The organism is uncultured Chitinophaga sp. (assembly GCF_902168175.1).
In the GTDB taxonomy this organism is placed as follows: domain Bacteria; phylum Bacteroidota; class Bacteroidia; order Chitinophagales; family Chitinophagaceae; genus Chitinophaga.
Genome location: NZ_CABHOU010000026.1, coordinates 20,505 through 38,720, shown reverse-complemented (window position 1 = coordinate 38,720; position 18,216 = coordinate 20,505). Strand labels below are relative to the sequence as shown.

Below are 18,216 nucleotides of genomic sequence, written 5' to 3'. Positions count from 1 at the left end.
GTTGCAGATTATGGATGAGTTATTTAAAGGCATATCAGACCCGGTGCGCCGGCAAATTCTTGAATTGCTGGCCCGCCAGCCCCTGAACGTAAACCAGATCAACGAACACTTCGCACATATTACCCGCCAGGCGGTAAGTAAACACCTGGGTGTACTGGAAGACGCGGGCTGGATAAAGATTTACCAGGCTGGCCGTGAGCGTTACGGTTACCTGAACCGCAAAGCTTTTTACGAACTTAAGGAATGGCTGCAGGAATACCTCGACATCGACCGCTCTTCACTGCGAAACGACCACGGTGTGTTCCTGGAAAAAACGGGCTACCGCAAAGGGGAGGCGCTTACTTACCCGGTGATGTTGCAGGCTATGTTGAGCAAGGACAAAGACTTCGACGGGCTGTTTTACAACGCGGTAAAAACGACGGGCATCTTCTGCAAACCATCCTGTTCTGCCAATCCACGTCCCGATAACGTAATTTTTTACCTCCAGCGCGACGATGCCGAAAAGAACGGTTTCCGTGCCTGCAAACGATGTAAACCATGATCCGGATCCCGGTAAAAGATAAATCGCGCTTCAGCTTCGATGAATGCCTGTTGTTCCTTAACCGCTCGCCGCGCGAGTGCATGCACAGGGTAGAGGAGGGGCATTTATACAAGCTGTTCGCCGATGGCGTTACTCCTGTATTATTAGATATCAGTTACAAGAACGGGGAGATACAGGTGCAACCAAACGCCCCGGTAAACGAAGCCGCCGTTACAGCTTATATCACCCGCTGGTTACACCTCGATGGTAACATGGAAAGTTTCTATCGCTTCGCGGCCGACGATCACATACTGGGCCCACTCGTGAGCGAGTACAAAGGCCTGCGCCTTATCGGCATCCCCGACTTGTTCGAGTCGCTTACCTGGACGATCACCGGCCAGCAAATCAACCTGGCTTTTGCTTATACATTGAAACAGCGGCTGGTACAGGCTTTTGGTTACGAAACATTGATAGATGGGCATCCTTACTATTTATATCCACCACCGGAGGTATTAGCGGTAGTGCCGCCGGAAAAGCTGCTGGAAATGCAGTTTTCCAAAGGTAAAACGGCTTATATCCTGCATGTGGCACAGCAAATGGCAGAGGGACATCTGACTGCCGAAACGTTGTTGCAAATGGATTATGAAGAAGCGCTTGAAAAGTTGATATCGCTGAAAGGTATCGGCAACTGGTCGGCCAACTATGTACTAATGAAGTACGCCCGCTTCCCCCAGGCATTGCCACTGGAAGACGCCGGCCTGCACAACGCCCTGAAAAACAGGATGCAGTTGCCGGTTAAACCAGCCATATCAGATGTAAAAGAATATACTGCTCACTGGAAAAATAATGCTGCTTATGCAACCTTCTACCTCTGGCGCTCTCTCTATACTAAATGAGCGCCTGCTGTATATCGACACGCCCGTTGGTCCGCTTGAAATTAAAGGCGACGACCAGTTTGTAAGCGGGGTAAACTTCCGCGAACAAATGGGCATATCAGATCCATCGCCGCCGCAGGTACTGCTTGACTGCGCCAGGCAGCTGGAAGAGTATTTTGCAGGTAAACGACTCGGTTTTGAACTGCCCATCAGTCAGTCGGGTACCGAATTTCAGCAAACGGTATGGTCGCAGTTATGCGTTATTCCGTATGCTATTACCATCAGTTACCAGCAGCTGGCCAACCGTATTGGCAACCCCAAAAGCATCCGGGCGGTAGGTACGACAAACGGACGGAACCAGATTGCGATCATCGTGCCCTGCCACCGGGTAATAGGGAGTAACGGAAGCCTTACAGGCTATGCTGGTGGCCTTTGGAGGAAGAAGTGGCTGCTGGAGCATGAACATAAAGTAAAACACGGTTCGCTGACGCTGTTTTAAATCTGATATGGTCAAAGTTTTCAAAACTGAATCTGTTTTGTTACTGTTTTTTGTAAGAATTTTGTACCCGTAATCGAACGGTAATTGTTAGGCCGTTGACAGGTTACAGGTTGAAAAGATATTAGGTTGATTTAAGCCAGGGCGATGGGTATCCACCCATTGCGCTTTTTCTTAGGCCACTCCACGCATCCGTTATGTGATAAGCATTGCCTGCGCACTACCTGCTATGACCTCAAAGAGAAGCTAAAGCTGTATCGACCCATCGTTTTCACATGTTTGACTGATTATAAACCAGGTTGCTTTTTTCGCCAATTCATACGGGCGAACAGATACGCCTTAAATCCGCTGTGGAAGATGAAACAAAAGTCGAATGCTGCTGCCTATACCGCGCTTGCACTGGTAAGTATATTTTGGGGAACCACTTACCTGGCCGCCCGCATTGGCGTGCAATATATGCACGGTATTTCGCTGGCTGGTATCCGGCAAACGGTGGCTGGTATATTGATGGCAGGTTTCTTCCTGTCGCGCGGTTATAAAGTGCCTGATAAACAAACATTAGGCCGGCTCTTTATCATCGGCACCCTGATGCTTTGCGGCAGCAACGGTTTGATGACCTGGGCCATGCATTATATACCCAGTGGTCTCGGTGCTATCATCGGTGCCACTGTTCCTATATGGATCACCATTTTCAGTTTTTTCCTGGTAGCACGTAGTAAATTCTCCTGGCAACTGATTATAGGAATACTATTGGGGTTTGCAGGTGTGGCTGGTATTTTCTACGACTATTTTGCAGAACTCATGAACCCTGAGTTCCGTTTCGGCATTATATTAATTATGGTGGCTTGTGTATTATGGGGCCTGGGTTCGGTGCTGACCGCGAAATGGGCCATGGATATTAACCCGTTATACGGCGCGGGTTACCAGATGGTGTTCAGTGGTGTGGTGATGCTGTTGATCACCGTGTTAATGGGCGAACATATCAGCGCTTCCAATTTTACAGCCGAACTGTGGGGGAGCCTGCTGTACCTGATCTTCTTCGGATCTATCGTAGGTTATTCTTCCTATATATTTGCGTTGAACCGCCTGCCGCCATCACTGGTGTCGGTGTACGCTTACATCAATCCCGTTGTAGCACTGCTGCTCGGGTGGTTGTGGTTTCACGAAAAGTTAAACTGGAATACAGCGCTGTTTAGTATGGTGATACTCCTGGGTGTTTACCTGGTTAACAGGTCGTTTAATAAAGCAAAGGAAGAAGCAAAAGCAAAAGTAAAAATTAATATTTATGAGCACAGTTAATGATGTTCGCGTCCTTTCTTGGCATCCGCAGTACAAACAGTACTTCGAAAGTATAAACAGGCAATGGATAGAGGAAAAGTTTAAGATGGAAGATGGGGATATTGCGGTATTGCAACATCCTGAAGAACATATTTTGTCCAAAGGCGGCGATATCATTTTTGTGGCGGTGAAGGATAAGATAGCGGGAACGGTAGCCCTGCGTAAGCAGGACGATAACACAGTAGAGATGACCAAACTGGGTGTAGATCCTGCATTTCGCGGGTATGGACTGGGGCATTTGCTGATGGTGGAAATTATAGAACGCGCCAGGTTACAGGGTTATACAAAGATGGTGTTGTACTCCAATACTGTTCAGGCGGTGGCGATACAGATGTACCGTAACTACGGTTTTATCGAGGTGCCGGTTGATCCGGGTGTTTATGAGCGCTGTAATATACAGATGGAGATTCCGCTGCAACCACCCGGGTTAAAGCAGGTGGCGGGCGATATCAAACGCGTAGTAGCTGCATCTGCCGAAAAAATGAAATTGTTTACGGAAAAAGAGGCGACGGAAAAGCGCGCTCCTGATAAATGGAGCCGTAAAGAGGAACTCGGTCACCTGATCGACTCCGCTTTTAATAACCACGCACGTTTCATTCGCGCGCAACAGGCTGCCTTTTTGGAAACGCCAGCGTATCAGCAGGACTGTTGGGTGTCAGTGCAACATTACCAGGATGCGGATTGGAAAGTGCTGATTGCACTGTGGCAGGGTGTCAATAATAATATTGCCCGGGTGCTGGAACTCATCCGCGACGAGTCGCTGGCCCACATCGTAAGTGTAGGCGATTATGCGCCGGTTACCCTGCAGTTCCTGGCCGAGGATTATCTCGCGCACCTGGAACATCACCTGGCGCAGATCGTTCCGGCAGAAGTAAGGTATTAATCTATACAACATAGATTTTGGATGCAAATCAGAAAAGGCGCTTTTTAAAGCGCCTTTGTTTTGCTTATTTTCGCGGCTCACAAGTTATAAGCCAATGGAACCAACGCAAAACCCATGGACCACCCTCTCGCAGGAGGTGAAGTACGACAATAAATGGATTACCGTTACCGAACACCAGGTGCTGAACCCGGCGGGCGGCCCTGGTGTTTACGGGGTGGTGAGTTATAAAAACCTGGCCATTGGGGTAATAGCGCTCGATGATGAGATGAACACATACCTGGTAGGCCAGTATCGTTTTCCCCTGGAAGCCTACAGTTGGGAAATTCCCGAAGGCGGTGGCCCGTTCGATGAAGAACCGCTCGATACCGCCAAAAGAGAGCTGCTGGAAGAAACCGGACTGGTAGCCCGCCGGTGGAAACCCATTTTACAGATGCACCTTTCCAACTCGGTAAGCGACGAAATAGCCATCGTGTTCCTGGCCTGGGACCTGGAGCAACATGCGCCCATGCCGGAGGAAACAGAAGACCTTTCCATTAAGAAACTGCCGTTCGAAGAAGCTTACCAGATGGTGAAAGAATACAAGATCACCGATTCCATTTCCGTAGCAGCTATCCAAAAGATCCGGCTGATGATGCTGGAGGGGGAACTAGGCTGAAGATAGTTTTCCTATCTTTGCGGCAATGGATCAAAGAAAATTTAAGCCTTTCAAAGGCGAAAAGAGGGTAGGAGGCGGAAGTTTTCCGCGTAAACCACAGGCGCCAAAGCCGAAACAATCGTCGCTGATTATCGGCCGCCAGCCTGTAATGGAAGCACTGAATGCCGGTAAGGCCATCGAGCGTATTTTTATGCTGCGCAACGCAGGCGGTGAAATTATGACCGAAATACGCAACCTGGCCATGGGTAAACAGGTGCCTATTAACCTCGTACCTGCAGAAAAGCTCGACAGCTTGACCCAGGTTACTCACCAGGGTATTATCGCCATCACGGCCAAAGTTAGCTACCTCGACCTGCAGGATGTGATCTCTCACGTAATTGAAAGCGGTGAAACCCCGTTATTCCTTATTCTCGACGGTATTACAGACGTGCGCAACATTGGCGCCATTGCCCGCAGCGCGGTTTGCTGTGGCGCACAGGCGATTATTATACCCGACAAAGGTATTGCCGCACTTAATGAGGAGGCGGTGAAATCATCTGCCGGGGCACTGGAACGTATTTCAGTTTGCCGGGTAAACAGCCTTTTAAAGGCGGTTGACACCCTGCACCTCAATGGTATTAGGGTGGTGGCGAGTGAAATGACGGCCGAACAGAAGTTGTTCGATGCCAACTGGCAGGAACCTATTGCCATCATTATGGGCTCGGAAGATAAAGGCGTATACCCGGCGTTGTTAAAAGCAGCGGATGGTGTGTTTAATATACCCATGGCCGGCGGCTTCGAATCGTTTAACGTTTCAGTAGCGGCAGGCATTATTCTCTATGAGGCAATGAAGCAGCGTTTACTGGCTGCAGGCGCGTAACGGAATGGATTAAAGGCTCAAAATCAAAAGGTTTTATATCATGACAGCACCGGTTGTAAAACTAATTGAATGCCCCCGCGATGCCATGCAGGGCTGGCATCACCAGATACCAACAGCACAGAAAACGGAATATCTCCAAACTCTGCTGAAAGTTGGGTTTGATACGATCGATTTCGGCAGCTTCGTATCCCCTAAAGCGATCCCGCAAATGGCGGATACGAAGGAAGTGCTGGCCAGCCTCGATATTTCCAACACCCAAAGCAAACTGCTGGCCATTGTGGCCAATGTGCGCGGGGCGGAGGAAGCCGTGGCAGTAGGCGTAGATAAAATCAGTTACCTGGGCTTTCCGTTCTCTATTTCCGAAACCTTCCAGCTGCGTAATACCAATAAAACTATGGCAGAGTCGCTGGAGGAAGTGCAAACCATGCAGGAACTCTGTATCAAAAACAGGATGCAGCTGGTGGTATATATTTCCATGGGTTTCGGTAATCCGTACGAAGATCCTTATAGTCCTGAAATTGCGTTGAAGTGGGTAGATGAACTGGCTGCTATGGATATCCAGATCATTTCGCTGGCCGATACGGTGGGCGTAGCCGAACCATCTAACATTCAATATTTATTTTCCACCCTTATACCCGCTTACCCCGAAGTGGAATTTGGCGCGCATTTTCACTCGGCCGCCCACAACTGGGAAGAAAAAGTAGCTGCGGCTTATAACGAAGGCTGCCGCCGCTTTGACAGTACCATTAATGGTATTGGCGGTTGCCCGATGGCGAAGGACGAGCTGGTAGGCAATCTTGCTACTGAGAACCTGCTACAGTTCTTCCGCAATAAGCAAACGGCCCCGCAATTGAACGCGGAGGCTTTGCTGGAGGCACAACGCCTGGCCGCACTGGTATTCAGATAATCTTATTTTTGCAGTATGGACTTTCACCTCAGTTTCCCGATACCACCGTTACCACAACCTGTTCAGTACGATCATAACATCCTGATGGCAGGTTCCTGTTTCGCAGAAGAAATAGGGGGGCTGATGGCGGAGAACCGTTTTAAAGTGCTGCTTAACCCGCATGGTATCCTGTTTAACCCGGTAAGTATCGTAAAAACACTACACACTTACCTCGATGCGAAGGTGTATACACCGCACGACCTGTTCCAGCAAAACGGCGCCTGGCACAGTTACGATCATCACAGCCGTTTCTCGGGCGTTAACCAGCAAGAAGTGCTGCAAAACATCAATAACTCGCAAACCGCTGCCACCAAACAATTGCTGGAGGCCGACTGGCTTATTATCACCCTTGGGTCCGCCTTTGGTTATACCTTAAAAGAAAACGGCCGCCTGGTGAGTAATTGCCATAAAGTGCCGCAGCAGCAGTTTAATAAGAAGTTATTTAGTGCAGAAGAGATCATCACCGCTATCGACAACGTAATGCACCGCTTGTTTTTCGCGAACCGTAAAGTGAAAATCATGTTTACCGTAAGCCCGGTGAGGTATGTGCGCGATGGGGTAGTGGAAAACAATCTCAGTAAAGCCATCCTGCTGCAGGCTGTTCATCACCTGGTAAATAAGTTCGACCGGCTTTATTATTTCCCGGCTTATGAGCTGGTAATAGATGATTTGCGGGATTACCGGTTTTATAAGCAAGATATGGTGCATCCCAACGAACAGGCTGTTCAGTATGTTTGGGAGAAATTTGCAACGGCCTGTTTGCATCCGCAGGCGCAGGAGTTATTGAAAGCTGTGCAGGAAATCGGCCGGGCCCGCCGGCACCGCCCCTTTATCGAAAACTCGGAGCAGCACCGGCAGTTCCTCGCCGGGTATGCGCAAAAAGTGCGCGGTTTAATGGAGCAGCATCCTTACCTGGATTTACAGGAGGAGCTACAGTATTTTAGTCAAGGCTAAGATCTTCTACTTTCCTTTCTTTCAAAAAGAACACACCAATTACCAGACAAATCAGCGATATCGCTATCGGGTAAATGAGGCCTGCGAAGTGATTGCCGGTTTTTGCCACCAATATAGTAGCAATGGTGGGCAGCAGTCCGCCGAACACGCCATTGCCCAAATGGTAAGGCAGCGACATCGACGTATAACGTATACGGGTAGGGAACAATTCCACCAGGAAAGCCGCAATGGGCGCATAAGCCATGGTCACGAAAAACACCTGTATAAAGATCAGGAACACCAGCAGGAAGACGTTGCCCATGCTTACTTTCACTTCCTCTTTTATTTCTGTTTTAAGCGGTGTGGCAGCGCCTGCAAGCGACGTTACAGTCGTAATTTCCTTTACCTCTGTGCTGTCGCTGTATACATGGATACGCGAAGTTTTTTGTACCAGTTCACCTTTGCTGTTAGTATTCAGGCTCGATTCTATCCGGAACTTATCTACCAGTTCTTCTTTCTGTTTTACATCCACCGTATGGTCCATCATACGGTAAATGGGGTAGTAGGCAAGCGCGGCCAGCAGCATGCCCATCATCATAATTTTTTTACGGCCTATACGATCGCTGAGCCGCCCGAAATAGATGAAGAAGGGTGTACCTGCCAGCAGAGCCATTGCAATAATAATGTTCGATTGCACAAATTCTACGTGCATTGTGTTTTGCAGGAATGACAAAGCATAAAATTGCCCGGTATACCAAACCACACCCTGGCCCATGGTAGCGCCAAAGAGTGCCAGCAAAACCAAACGCAGGTTTTCTTTGTTCCCGAAACTCTCTTTCAGCGGGTTCTTGGAGGTTTTGCCCTCCGCTTTCATCTGTGCAAACAAAGGCGATTCCTGTAGTTTGATGCGGATGTAGTACGACATGCCTACCAGTAAAATAGACAGCCAGAACGGTATACGCCAGCCCCAGTCGCTGAACTGATCGCCGGTAAGCGTCATTTTAGTGACCAGTATAACGCCGATGGATACGAAAAAACCCAGTGTAGCCGTTGTTTGGATAAAGCTGGTAAAGTAACCGCGCTGGTCGGCGGGAGAGTGTTCTGCTACATAAGTAGCTGCTCCGCCATATTCACCGCCCAAAGCAAGGCCTTGGACCAGGCGTAGCAGTAGTACCAGGATAGGGGCGGCCATGCCAATGGTTTCGTAACCCGGCACCAGGCCAATCGCGAAAGTTGATCCACCCATCAGTAACAGGGTGAGCAAAAAGGTGTATTTGCGCCCTACCAGGTCGCCCAGCCTGCCGAATACAATCGCGCCAAAAGGGCGTACGATAAAGCCAACGGCAAAAGTAGCCAGGGTGGCAATGTAAGCCAGGGTGGGGTTAGAAGGTGGAAAAAACTTTTCGGAAATGATGAGGGAGAGGCTCCCAAAAATGTAAAAATCGTACCATTCTATCAGTGTGCCAGCTGATGAAGCCAGTATAACCTGCCAGATGTTTTTCGAACCGTGGATCTTTTGCATGTTGCTTTCATAAGTTATCTCGAAAAGATAGAAAATAACTTTAAGATATTGTATAGGGGTAACAGAATTTAGCGGACGTCTATTTATTAATGGTGTAATCATCGTTTTACTAAAACCATTAACTTTAACGAAACTCCTTATAAATAGGGGTGGGGTGCTAAGACCAGTATGCGAAAGTTAGGGCTGATATTGATTGCTGTTATTACGTTGCTCCCTATGTCAACTGATGCACAAGATGTTGTGCAGGTAAACGGAGGTGCAGAGATAAGCGTTACGGGAGCCAGGCGTCCCCGTATAGGGCTTGTGCTTAGTGGCGGCGGCGCAAAAGGCCTGGCCCACATCGGCATCCTCGAAGCTATTGACAGTGCCGGGCTCAAAATCGATTACATCGCCGGTACCAGTATGGGCAGTATTGTAGGTTCGTTGTACGCGATCGGTTACCCGGCCGATTCTATCGAAGCTATGGCCCGCAAACTCGACTGGACGGCGTTATTTGCTAACCAGCCTCCGCTTAGCGATATTAGTTACGAGGAAAAAGAAGAGTTTAACCGCTACCTGATAGAGGTACCTTTCGAATACGGCAAACCGAAGTTTACCTCGGGTATGATTACGGGCGAGCAGTTGTGGCTGGAACTGGCTAAACTGTACTATCCCGCCAAAGACATCAAAGACTTCTCTAAATTCAATATTCCTTTTAAATGTATAGCCACCGACGTGGCCACGGGCGAAATCGTTACGTTAGACAGTGGCGAGCTGGTATCGTGTATTCGTGCCAGTATCGCTATTCCTTCTGTTTTTACGGCCGTTAAAATAGGCGACCGCAAACTGGTGGATGGGGGCGTAGTACGCAACTTTCCAACGATTACGGCCCGCGATATGGGGGCCGAGTTTATCATCGGCTCCAACGTAAGTCATGGTCTGCGCCCGGCCGACGAATTGGTAACACCTATCGATATCCTTTACCAGCTGGGATTTTATAAAGATGCGGAAGACTTCAGAGTAGCAAGGCCGCTCGCCAATGTTTACATTCAACATCAACTTAAACAATACACGGCGGCAAGTTTTAATAGCGCCGAAGCCATTATAGAGGAAGGGAAACGTAAAGGCCGGGAGTTTTATCCCATCTTCAAACGCCTGGCCGATTCGCTGAACGCTATTAAGGAAGAACCATATGTAGCCGGCCCGCGTTTGCCTTACCCGCACGATATAGAACTTACTTCTATCCGTGTAAGCGGCCTTAAACATTCCGACGAAAGCTTTTTTATGGGCCGTCTTGGGCTGGATGAAGGTGGTTGTTACCGTTCCGAAGACCTGCGCGAAGCGGTGATGAACGTATATGGCACGCGTTTCTATAAACAGATCACCTACGACCTGGTGCCCGAAGATCTCGGCAAATACCGCATGGACATTACCGTAGAGGAAACGCCGCTTACTTACGTAAAGGGCTCGCTGCACTATAATACGTTTACCGACATTGCTGCCAATATCAACTTCATGCGCCGCAACTTCATTGTGCCTAACTCCCGTTCATTTTTAACGATCGGCATCAGTGAAAGTCCGCGCCTGAAGGCAGAATATTTTAAGTACCTGGGGAATAAACGTAACGTCGGTTTTGGTTTAAACCTGCATTACGAAGATAACCCGCTTAATATATACCAGAACCACGATCGCCAGCAGGTGTACCGCAATAAGTACTTCGCCGTAGGCGCCAATGTGCAGTATATGCCTAACCGTAACATGTCGCTGGGCGGAGGCTTTCGTACCGAAAACGTACGCCTGAAACCAAAGATCTCGCAGTTTATCCAGTTGAAGGGCGATGTGTGGCAGTACAATAGTTATTTCACGTTCGGGCTTAATACCCTCAACAGGAAAATGTACCCTTCCAGTGGATGGGATATCCAGTTGGAAACGGGGTATATATATGGCCACCATCCCGACTTTGCCGCTTACGACGATGGCAGGGCGGTACCCATCGATACGCTGAACCTCTACTTTTCCAATTACCAGCGCCTGCTGGGTAAGATCAACTATAACCTGCCTATTGGCTACAAAGGCGCGCTGCAATTAAGTTTAAATGGCGGTGTGAACTTCGATTACAACCAATCGCTTGTAAACGCATACCTGTTGGGCGGTTTAAATGCCTTTACCCGGAACAATGTGCCCTTCGTTGGTATTTATGAAGGCGAAGTAATTTCCCCCAGCGTGGTCGCTACACAAATCAGTTTCCAGTACGAGGTATACAAGAACTTATTCACCACACCCCGGGCCGGGCTAGCCTTGTACGACTTTACTTACGGGGCCAGTGGTACCCGTTACCATTACCTGAGTGGTTATGGTCTTTCGGTTGGTTATTCCTCCCGTGTAGGCCCGTTGGATGTGTCGTTGATGTATAGCGATCAGTCGAGGGATTTGAGGGTGTATGTGAATCTTGGGTTTAATTTTTAGTACTCCGGGGATTTTATTTATCCGTATTTACTGTTCTTAGGCCACCCAACTTTTTTTCTTGGGATGAAGAATCCCTTGATGCAATTAGGATTTCTTATCGCAATTTGTATATGTGTTTTTTGATAGAAACCTGCGTTTTTATATAGTTCATCCCCTTCGATAAAAAGGGCTCTAACACTGTCAAATGGTGGTTCATCTGCTTGATGCTGTAGTGTATGAAGTTGCCTTATCACAGCACAATCTAATTCACGGATAATTTTGTCCTTCGAGTTCGGAAAACTGTCGGGAGTTCTGTTTACTGGTAAGTTATTTCCCCCACTTTTAGCAGAGGCTTCCAGTATGTCGTATGACATTTTTACTAAGTCAAGGTATTTCTTATCAGCGAGATCTAAACAATTGCCTAATGAGAATACAGCTCCGAGAACAGCCGGATTAGAAATCTTAACATTAGGAGGAGGGTGAGTGGCAAAATCCAGTGCCCGTTCATAGTTATTTTGCCAAAAGTACATGCCGTCGCCCAGCCAGTCCCAATTATTGTTGCTGGACCTGAGCATGTCCAGGCTCAGGACAACTTTGTTTCGTACACTTTCATCGCATCCGTGAAAGCCGATCATGAGTCCATGATCAGAAGAGTACACCAATTCTGAGGTTAACATAAGGTTGGTCTAAAGTTGAAATAGTCTATAACTATCTGGCAGCTTTCTTTGAGGCAGTTTTCTTTGAAATGGCTTTTTGTGATTTGCGAACGATAGGTTGGCGGACTTCATCAGTTTTCTTAACCAAGAGGTGCCGGATACCCAGTTCGTCTATTACCCTGCTGGCTTCGGCAGGTGACGATTTTACTAGCCTTAGCCGCTCCTGCAAGGCTTTTTTAAGTGCTTTATATGCTTTATCTGTCATATCCTAAAGATAAGAAAAAGCAATTTTCGTCGCACAAATGTGAATAACTTTTTAATGTTTTATTACCTCTATACTGATGGTTTTTTGTTATTATTCCTCCGCTGCAACGCTTTCCAGGCGACTGAACGAAAATGAAAGGCTGACCGTTTAATACGATCAGCCGTTCATTGCTAATTGATCTTATGCACCACCAGGTTATCATAATAAATATACCCGGTAGAAGTGGATTGCCAGTACGACTGGCTGCCACCGCGGAAGGTGTGGAAAGACAGTGTGCGGATCAGGCGTTTGCTGTCGTTCGTAGTCCAACGGATGGCCTGATCGAGCAGGGTGGTGCCGTTGATGCGGATTTGCACCCAGCCGTTGTTGTTGCTGCCCGTGTTGCTTTTGATGTACATGTGTACATTGTAAGTGGTGCTTTTGCTGATGCTGCCCGAAGAGGGATACGACTTGCCAAAAGTTTCACCGTACTGGCCCGATTGATCGCGGTAGTACACGTAAGGTTGGAAGAATACGCGGCCTGCATCGGTCTGGTACCACATAAGGCGTAAGCTGCCGCCGTTGCCATCCCAGCCCGGATCGCCGCCGGTGTTGCCATCGCCCACCAGGAAGCCGAAGCCCACCTTGCCGCCACGGCTCCAGTCGAACGCGCTGTGAAAACGAATGGAGTAATCCAGTTCGTACTCAGAACCGTCCGAAATGTCTACGTTGCCAATCAGTCCACCAGCGCCGGAAAGCGCGTTAGGTAACAGCGTAACCCGGAGGTTGCCGTTAGAGATCATGGCCCGGGAATTCACCCAGCCAGTTACATTGCCGAAATCGGCGGCAGCATTACTGCTGGTGTAAGTGGTCTGGTTCGCGTAGTTGTCCCAGTTTACCGAAATGTTGCTGCTAACGGCTAAGGGTTGTACAGTTGCAGCTTGTGTGTTGACAGTTAGTTTTTCAGTACTGTCTTGTTTTTTGCATGAAACGCCGAGCATAACGCCTGCGGCGAGGAAGAGAACGGGTGTTTTCATTTTTGTTTTTCATTACGTGGGTGAAAAAATAAAAAATCGGAAAACAGTTAAAGGCCGTCTCTGTTCGATGGAATTAAATTGCAATCGAAAGTTAAAGAATAAATTCTAAAATAACTCTCATTTTTTAAATAATGATGAATTAGCCCTTGATAATGAAAGGGCTGGGTAATAGGGCTGCGACTGGTTAGCGGTTAGTGGATGCGGTCGCCCCGCACGGAGAGATTTTCCATGACTTCTGCTTCGATTTTGAGCAGTTCCTGCCAGCGGTTACGTACTTTTTCTTCATTGATGTATTCGTTGGCCAGGTCGATAAACAGGCGGTAGTGGCCCGCTTCGGATACCATGAACTTGTAGTAGAATTCGCGCAGGTATTTATCTTCCAAGCCCTCACTTAACAAACGGAAACGCTCGCAGCTGCGGGCCTCAATGAGAGCGAATATAAGCAGGCGATCGAGCAGTACATCTTCAGGGTGGCCGCCTTTACGTTCGTGTTTCTTCAATTCGTTTACATATTCGTCTTTACGCTGTTTACCCAAAGGGAAACCACGTTTTTTCATCTCCGCCAGTACCTGGCGAAAGTGGCCCCATTCTTCGGTAACGATAGGCGCGAGTTCGGCTACCAGTCGCTCCCTGTCCGGGTAACGTTGTATGAGTGATATGCAGGAAGTAGCCGCCTTTTGCTCGCAAAACGCATGGTCGGTCAGCACATCTTCTAAAGAGATGGCTGCCAGGTTCACCCAGCGGGGATCGGAAGGCAATTTAAGGCCGAGGATGGATACTTTACTGCTACTCATGTACATTTAATTTACCGGGCACGAAGTTACAGAGAAGATAATTAGATTTGACCTATGCGAAAAGAAGATTTTCTACAGCGGGCATTGGAGAAGCGACAGCAGGAAGATGCCTTACGCAGTTTAAAACTATCCGGGGGGAAAACCGACTTTTGTTCCAACGACTACCTGGGACTGGCCAGGAGCGAGGCGCTGCGGGAGGCGACACACGCTATTGCTACTCAGTTCATGCAACTGCATGGCAGCGGCGGATCGCGTTTACTGGCGGGGAATTACGCGCTGATAGAAGAAGCCGAACGCATACTCGCTGAATTTCATAAAGCGCCTGCCGGGTTGATCTACAACTCTGGTTACGACGCTAACCTTGGTTTGTTTTCTTCGGTGCCACAAAGAGGTGATACTATACTTTACGATCAGCTGATACATGCGTCGATACACGATGGGATGCGCCTATCGCTGGCGAAGCGTCATTCGTTCGGGCACAATGACCTGGATGATTTGCAGAAGAAGTTATCGGTGGCCGAAGGCAACATGTTTGTGGCCGTAGAGTCGGTGTACTCTATGGATGGCGACAAAGCACCACTGAAGGAAATCGCTGACATATGTGCCCGTCATGGTGCGCAGCTGATTGTAGACGAAGCCCATGCAACAGGTGTAACAGGTCCGCAGGGGGCCGGGCTGGTGCAAGAACTGGGTTTAGAAGATGCGTGTTTTGCGCGTGTACATACATTCGGTAAAGCCGTGGGTTGCCATGGCGCCATTGTATTGGGTTTGCCAGTACTGAAAACATTCCTGGTGAATTTTTCCCGCTCGTTTATTTATACCACGGCTTTGCCTGCATCGGCAATAGCTGCCGTGCTGGCGAGTTATAACCTGTTTCCTTCGATGGAGGAAGAACGTACCCATTTGCTGCAGCTCATTCGCCGTTTACGGAACGGCATACACGAAAGCCAGTTGCTGAACAGCGATACACCTATACAGATTATCATGACGCCTGGTAATACCGTTGCCCGTGGTACGGCACAACGTTTACAGGCGGCGGGTTTGGACGTACGGGCGATATTGCACCCGACGGTGCCGAAAGGAGAGGAGCGGTTAAGGGTGGTATTACATGCTTTTAATACGGAAGAGGAAGTAGATCAATTGATATGGTTGATTAAAGCTGATAGTAGTACTGCCGTTGAAGGGAGTGACACAACGGCGGCTGAAAAGTGAACGAAAGCCGGTTCTTAAATTATTGAAATTTCAAATTTATGGGCTAACTTTCAATCATGAGAACCATCGCCTTCCTATTTTCCTCGTTACTGACCCTGGCGCTCATCTGGTGCCTTAATAAGAGCTGGGGCTCCCTTCCTCCATTAGGGAAGCTGCTGAGTCCACAACATGGATTTTGGCAGAACGCCGAGCCGGTTAATAAAAACTTTAATGCCGAAATAAGGATACCCGGTTTGGCCGGCACTGTGGAGGTGTGGGAAGACGAACGCATGGTGCCGCATATTTTTGCAAAAAACGAGAACGATGCCGTATTTGTACAAGGTTACCTGCACGCGCGCGACCGCCTCTGGCAAATGGAAGTGCAAACCATGGCCTCTGCAGGGCGCCTCTGCGAAATACTCGGCCCGTCGTTACTGGAACGCGATCGCCTGAAACGCCGGCAGGGTATGACTTATGCAGCCGAAAATGCATTAAGGGTGATTGAAAAAGACCCTGTAATGAAAGCACAGCTGGATGCATACACCCGTGGTGTTAACACCTATATTGCCAGCTTGCGCCCCCGCAGGTTGCCGCTTGAATACAAACTCCTGAACTACAAACCTGAGTCCTGGAGCAACCTGAAAACCTGCCTGCTTATTAAGTATATGGCCGACGACCTTGCCGGTGCTGCTAACGACCTCGAATACACGAACGCCCGCCGCCTGTTCAGCGAACAGGACGTAGCGCAGATGTTCCCGGACTTTACCGATACGCTTGACCCGATCATCCCATCGGGCACCCCGTACCCGGCGGCATCAGTGCATCCTGAACGTCCATCCGACAGCATACTATACCGCGATCAGCAAGACCTTCACTTTAAAATACAAAAGCCCGACCCGGACAATGGCAGTAATAACTGGGCTGTAAGCGGCAACCGCACCCGCAGCGGCGCGCCCATCCTGTGTAACGACCCGCACCTGGGCCTTAACCTGCCTTCATTATGGTACGAAGTGCAGATCAACACGCCCACTATGAATGTATACGGCGTATCGCTGCCCGGTGCCCCCGGCGTGCTCATTGGCTTTAACGACTTTATCGGCTGGGGCATTACCAATGGGAGCGAGGACGTGAAAGATTATTACCGCGTGAAATTCCGCAACGGTCGCCACCAATACCTGTTTAACGGCGAATACCGCAATGTCGATTTGCGCGTGGAAGAAATTAAGATCAAAGGTCAGTCTTCGTATTATGATACCGTTGCCTATACCGTTTGGGGCCCCGTGATGTTCGATAATGTGTTCCCCGACAAATCGGCCAAAGAAGATTTTTTAGCCATGCGCTGGAAGGCACATGATGCCACCAACGAACTGGCTACGTTCTATAAATTAAATAGAGCCCGGAATTACGACGAATACCTGGCCGCCCTGCAACACTTTACCTGTCCGGCTCAAAACTTCTTATTTGCCGCTAAAACAGGCGATATCGCGATATGGCATAATGGGGTGTACCCACTGCGTTGGAAAGACCAGGGTAAATTCATTATGCCCGGCTGGGATAGCACCTATGCCTGGCAAGGTTACATACCGCGCGGCGAACTGCCGCATATCCGTAATCCCGAACGAGGTTACCTGAACTCCGCCAACCAGCATCCTACAGACAGTACGTACCCGTATCACCTATATGGCACCTACGACCTGTACCGGGGCAAACGTATTAACGAAGCACTGGAAGTCAAACGGGGTGTAACCGTGCAGGATATGATGGCTTTGCAGAATGATAATAAGAACTTATTCGCCGCCACCGCATTACCGTTTTTGCTGAGGAACCTGAACGAAGAATTCCTGCGACCTAACCTGCGTGAATTTTATGATTCACTTACGCGTTGGGATTATGTGCAGTCGCCTTCCAGCAGTGCCGCGACCATTTTTAATCTTTGGTGGGAAGATTTTGAGAAAGAGATTTGGGAAGACGACTTCGCCAATAAAGACAGCCTTGTACTGGAACTGCCACAATCCAAAACCACACTGCTATGGTTACTGCGCGATAGTGCCATGCACTTCGTAGACGATAGGGCCACGCCCCAGGTAGAAACCCTGCCCGATATCGTACTGCGCAGTTTTGCCCGCTCGGCCAACGAAGCCCGCAGGCTAAAGCGCGAAAACAAACTCGCCTTCGGTGAATACCGTGGTACGAACATCAATCACCTCGCAGGATTACCCGCCTTTAGCAGGCAGGGACTGTACACCGGCGGAGGCCCGCACATCGTAAACGCCACCAAACTGCGCCATGGCCCGTCGTGGAAGATGATTGTACAATTGGGCAGGCAAACAGAGGCGTATGGTATATACCCCGGAGGTCAAAGTGGTAACCCCGGAAGTAAATTTTACGACAATAGTATCGATGACTGGACCGCCGGGAAATACTACGCCCTAAAGGTTTTCAGCGCAACCGACAAAGGGACGTACAAAATAATTTTCCGCAATTGATGAGATTTATTTGGCAGAAATAATTTAAATCCTATCTTTGCAATCCCAAAACAAACGGGGATGATTCCGTAGCTCAGTTGGTAGAGCAATACACTTTTAATGTATGGGCCCTGGGTTCGAGTCCCAGCGGGATCACAGAAACAAATTCAAACGCACTTAAAGCCGTATAGATCGTAGGATTTATACGGCTTTTGTCTTTTTAGCCTGAAAAGGTAAACCGTATTATTTCAATCTGAACGGTCGCAAAAAAGGTTACACATAAAAAATCTAAGTTAGTGTAACCTTTTTCTCTGAAGATGCCTATCCGCACTGGGTTTAAGGTGAATGATCCATATCAAAACAAACCAATTTACACCA

The 18,216-nt window shown here is 48.7% G+C and carries 17 protein-coding genes and 1 tRNA gene; 13 read left to right on the top strand and 5 right to left on the bottom strand.

Annotation, left to right across the window (positions count from 1 at the left end; all coding sequences use genetic code 11):
- The first annotated feature begins 10 nt into the window (after positions 1 to 10).
- The 9 genes from QZT80_RS06430 (at position 11) to QZT80_RS06390 (ending at position 7,526) form a co-directional block, all read left to right on the top strand.
- Positions 11 to 541 (top strand): metalloregulator ArsR/SmtB family transcription factor, encoded by a 531-nt coding sequence (locus QZT80_RS06430; protein ID WP_295119360.1) that lies wholly within the window; start codon positions 11 to 13, stop codon positions 539 to 541.
- Positions 538 to 1,416: a hypothetical protein gene (locus QZT80_RS06425; RefSeq protein WP_295119357.1), complete on the top strand. Its 879-nt coding sequence runs from the start codon at positions 538 to 540 to the stop codon at positions 1,414 to 1,416. The genes QZT80_RS06430 and QZT80_RS06425 overlap by 4 nt, the downstream gene beginning before the upstream one ends.
- A complete protein-coding gene (locus tag QZT80_RS06420; protein WP_295119354.1) occupies positions 1,376 to 1,894 on the top strand; it encodes a methylated-DNA--[protein]-cysteine S-methyltransferase in 519 nt (172 codons plus the stop codon). Before QZT80_RS06425 ends, QZT80_RS06420 begins: the two co-directional genes overlap by 41 nt.
- 354 nt (positions 1,895 to 2,248) lie before the next feature.
- A complete protein-coding gene (locus tag QZT80_RS06415; RefSeq protein WP_295119352.1) occupies positions 2,249 to 3,190 on the top strand; it encodes an EamA family transporter in 942 nt (313 codons plus the stop codon).
- Positions 3,177 to 4,112, top strand: coding sequence for a GNAT family N-acetyltransferase (locus QZT80_RS06410; RefSeq protein WP_295119349.1), 936 nt, complete (start codon positions 3,177 to 3,179; stop codon positions 4,110 to 4,112). The genes QZT80_RS06415 and QZT80_RS06410 overlap by 14 nt, the downstream gene beginning before the upstream one ends.
- A 94-nt stretch (positions 4,113 to 4,206) precedes the next feature.
- On the top strand, positions 4,207 to 4,767 hold the full coding sequence (locus tag QZT80_RS06405; RefSeq protein WP_295119347.1) for an NUDIX hydrolase: 561 nt from the start codon (positions 4,207 to 4,209) through the stop codon (positions 4,765 to 4,767).
- A gap of 25 nt (positions 4,768 to 4,792) precedes the next feature.
- A complete protein-coding gene (gene rlmB, locus QZT80_RS06400; protein ID WP_295119344.1) occupies positions 4,793 to 5,626 on the top strand; it encodes a 23S rRNA (guanosine(2251)-2'-O)-methyltransferase RlmB in 834 nt (277 codons plus the stop codon).
- Positions 5,627 to 5,666: 40 nt separating this feature from the next.
- The gene (locus QZT80_RS06395; RefSeq protein ID WP_295119341.1) at positions 5,667 to 6,533 is read left to right on the top strand and encodes a hydroxymethylglutaryl-CoA lyase; all 867 of its coding nucleotides are present in this window, start codon (positions 5,667 to 5,669) and stop codon (positions 6,531 to 6,533) included.
- 15 nt (positions 6,534 to 6,548) lie between these two features.
- Positions 6,549 to 7,526, top strand: a complete 978-nt coding sequence (locus tag QZT80_RS06390; RefSeq protein WP_295119339.1) for a GSCFA domain-containing protein — start codon at positions 6,549 to 6,551, stop codon at positions 7,524 to 7,526.
- Here QZT80_RS06390 and QZT80_RS06385 read toward each other — a convergent pair.
- The gene (locus tag QZT80_RS06385) at positions 7,513 to 9,027 is read right to left on the bottom strand and encodes an MFS transporter (protein ID WP_295119336.1); all 1,515 of its coding nucleotides are present in this window, start codon (positions 9,025 to 9,027) and stop codon (positions 7,513 to 7,515) included. The genes QZT80_RS06390 and QZT80_RS06385 overlap by 14 nt on opposite strands.
- Positions 9,028 to 9,243: 216 nt before the next feature.
- Between QZT80_RS06385 and QZT80_RS06380 the strand changes: the two genes are divergently transcribed.
- Positions 9,244 to 11,472 (top strand): patatin-like phospholipase family protein, encoded by a 2,229-nt coding sequence (locus QZT80_RS06380; protein WP_295119333.1) that lies wholly within the window; start codon positions 9,244 to 9,246, stop codon positions 11,470 to 11,472.
- Positions 11,473 to 11,489: 17 nt separating this feature from the next.
- On the opposite strand, the gene QZT80_RS06375 is transcribed toward QZT80_RS06380, so the two are convergent.
- The 4 genes from QZT80_RS06375 to QZT80_RS06360 all read right to left on the bottom strand — a co-directional run bounded on the left by QZT80_RS06375 (position 11,490) and on the right by QZT80_RS06360 (position 14,182).
- On the bottom strand, positions 11,490 to 12,128 hold the full coding sequence (locus tag QZT80_RS06375) for a hypothetical protein (RefSeq protein WP_295119330.1): 639 nt from the start codon (positions 12,126 to 12,128) through the stop codon (positions 11,490 to 11,492).
- Positions 12,129 to 12,159: 31 nt separating this feature from the next.
- Positions 12,160 to 12,372: a hypothetical protein gene (locus QZT80_RS06370; protein ID WP_295119327.1), complete on the bottom strand. Its 213-nt coding sequence runs from the start codon at positions 12,370 to 12,372 to the stop codon at positions 12,160 to 12,162.
- A 170-nt stretch (positions 12,373 to 12,542) separates the two neighbouring features.
- The gene (locus QZT80_RS06365; RefSeq protein WP_295119324.1) at positions 12,543 to 13,388 is read right to left on the bottom strand and encodes a polysaccharide lyase; all 846 of its coding nucleotides are present in this window, start codon (positions 13,386 to 13,388) and stop codon (positions 12,543 to 12,545) included.
- 191 nt (positions 13,389 to 13,579) lie between these two features.
- Entirely contained in the window at positions 13,580 to 14,182 is a 603-nt protein-coding gene (locus QZT80_RS06360; RefSeq protein WP_295119321.1) for a tRNA-(ms[2]io[6]A)-hydroxylase, read from the bottom strand.
- Positions 14,183 to 14,236: 54 nt separating this feature from the next.
- Between QZT80_RS06360 and QZT80_RS06355 the strand changes: the two genes are divergently transcribed.
- From QZT80_RS06355 to QZT80_RS06345, 3 genes are all read left to right on the top strand, one after another.
- The gene (locus QZT80_RS06355) at positions 14,237 to 15,394 is read left to right on the top strand and encodes an 8-amino-7-oxononanoate synthase (RefSeq protein ID WP_295119319.1); all 1,158 of its coding nucleotides are present in this window, start codon (positions 14,237 to 14,239) and stop codon (positions 15,392 to 15,394) included.
- Between the two features lie 56 nt (positions 15,395 to 15,450).
- Complete coding sequence (locus QZT80_RS06350; RefSeq protein WP_295119316.1) at positions 15,451 to 17,859, top strand: penicillin acylase family protein; 2,409 nt, start codon at positions 15,451 to 15,453, stop codon at positions 17,857 to 17,859.
- 62 nt (positions 17,860 to 17,921) lie between these two features.
- Positions 17,922 to 17,994: transfer RNA gene (locus QZT80_RS06345), tRNA-Lys, on the top strand.
- Positions 17,995 to 18,216 lie beyond the last annotated feature (222 nt).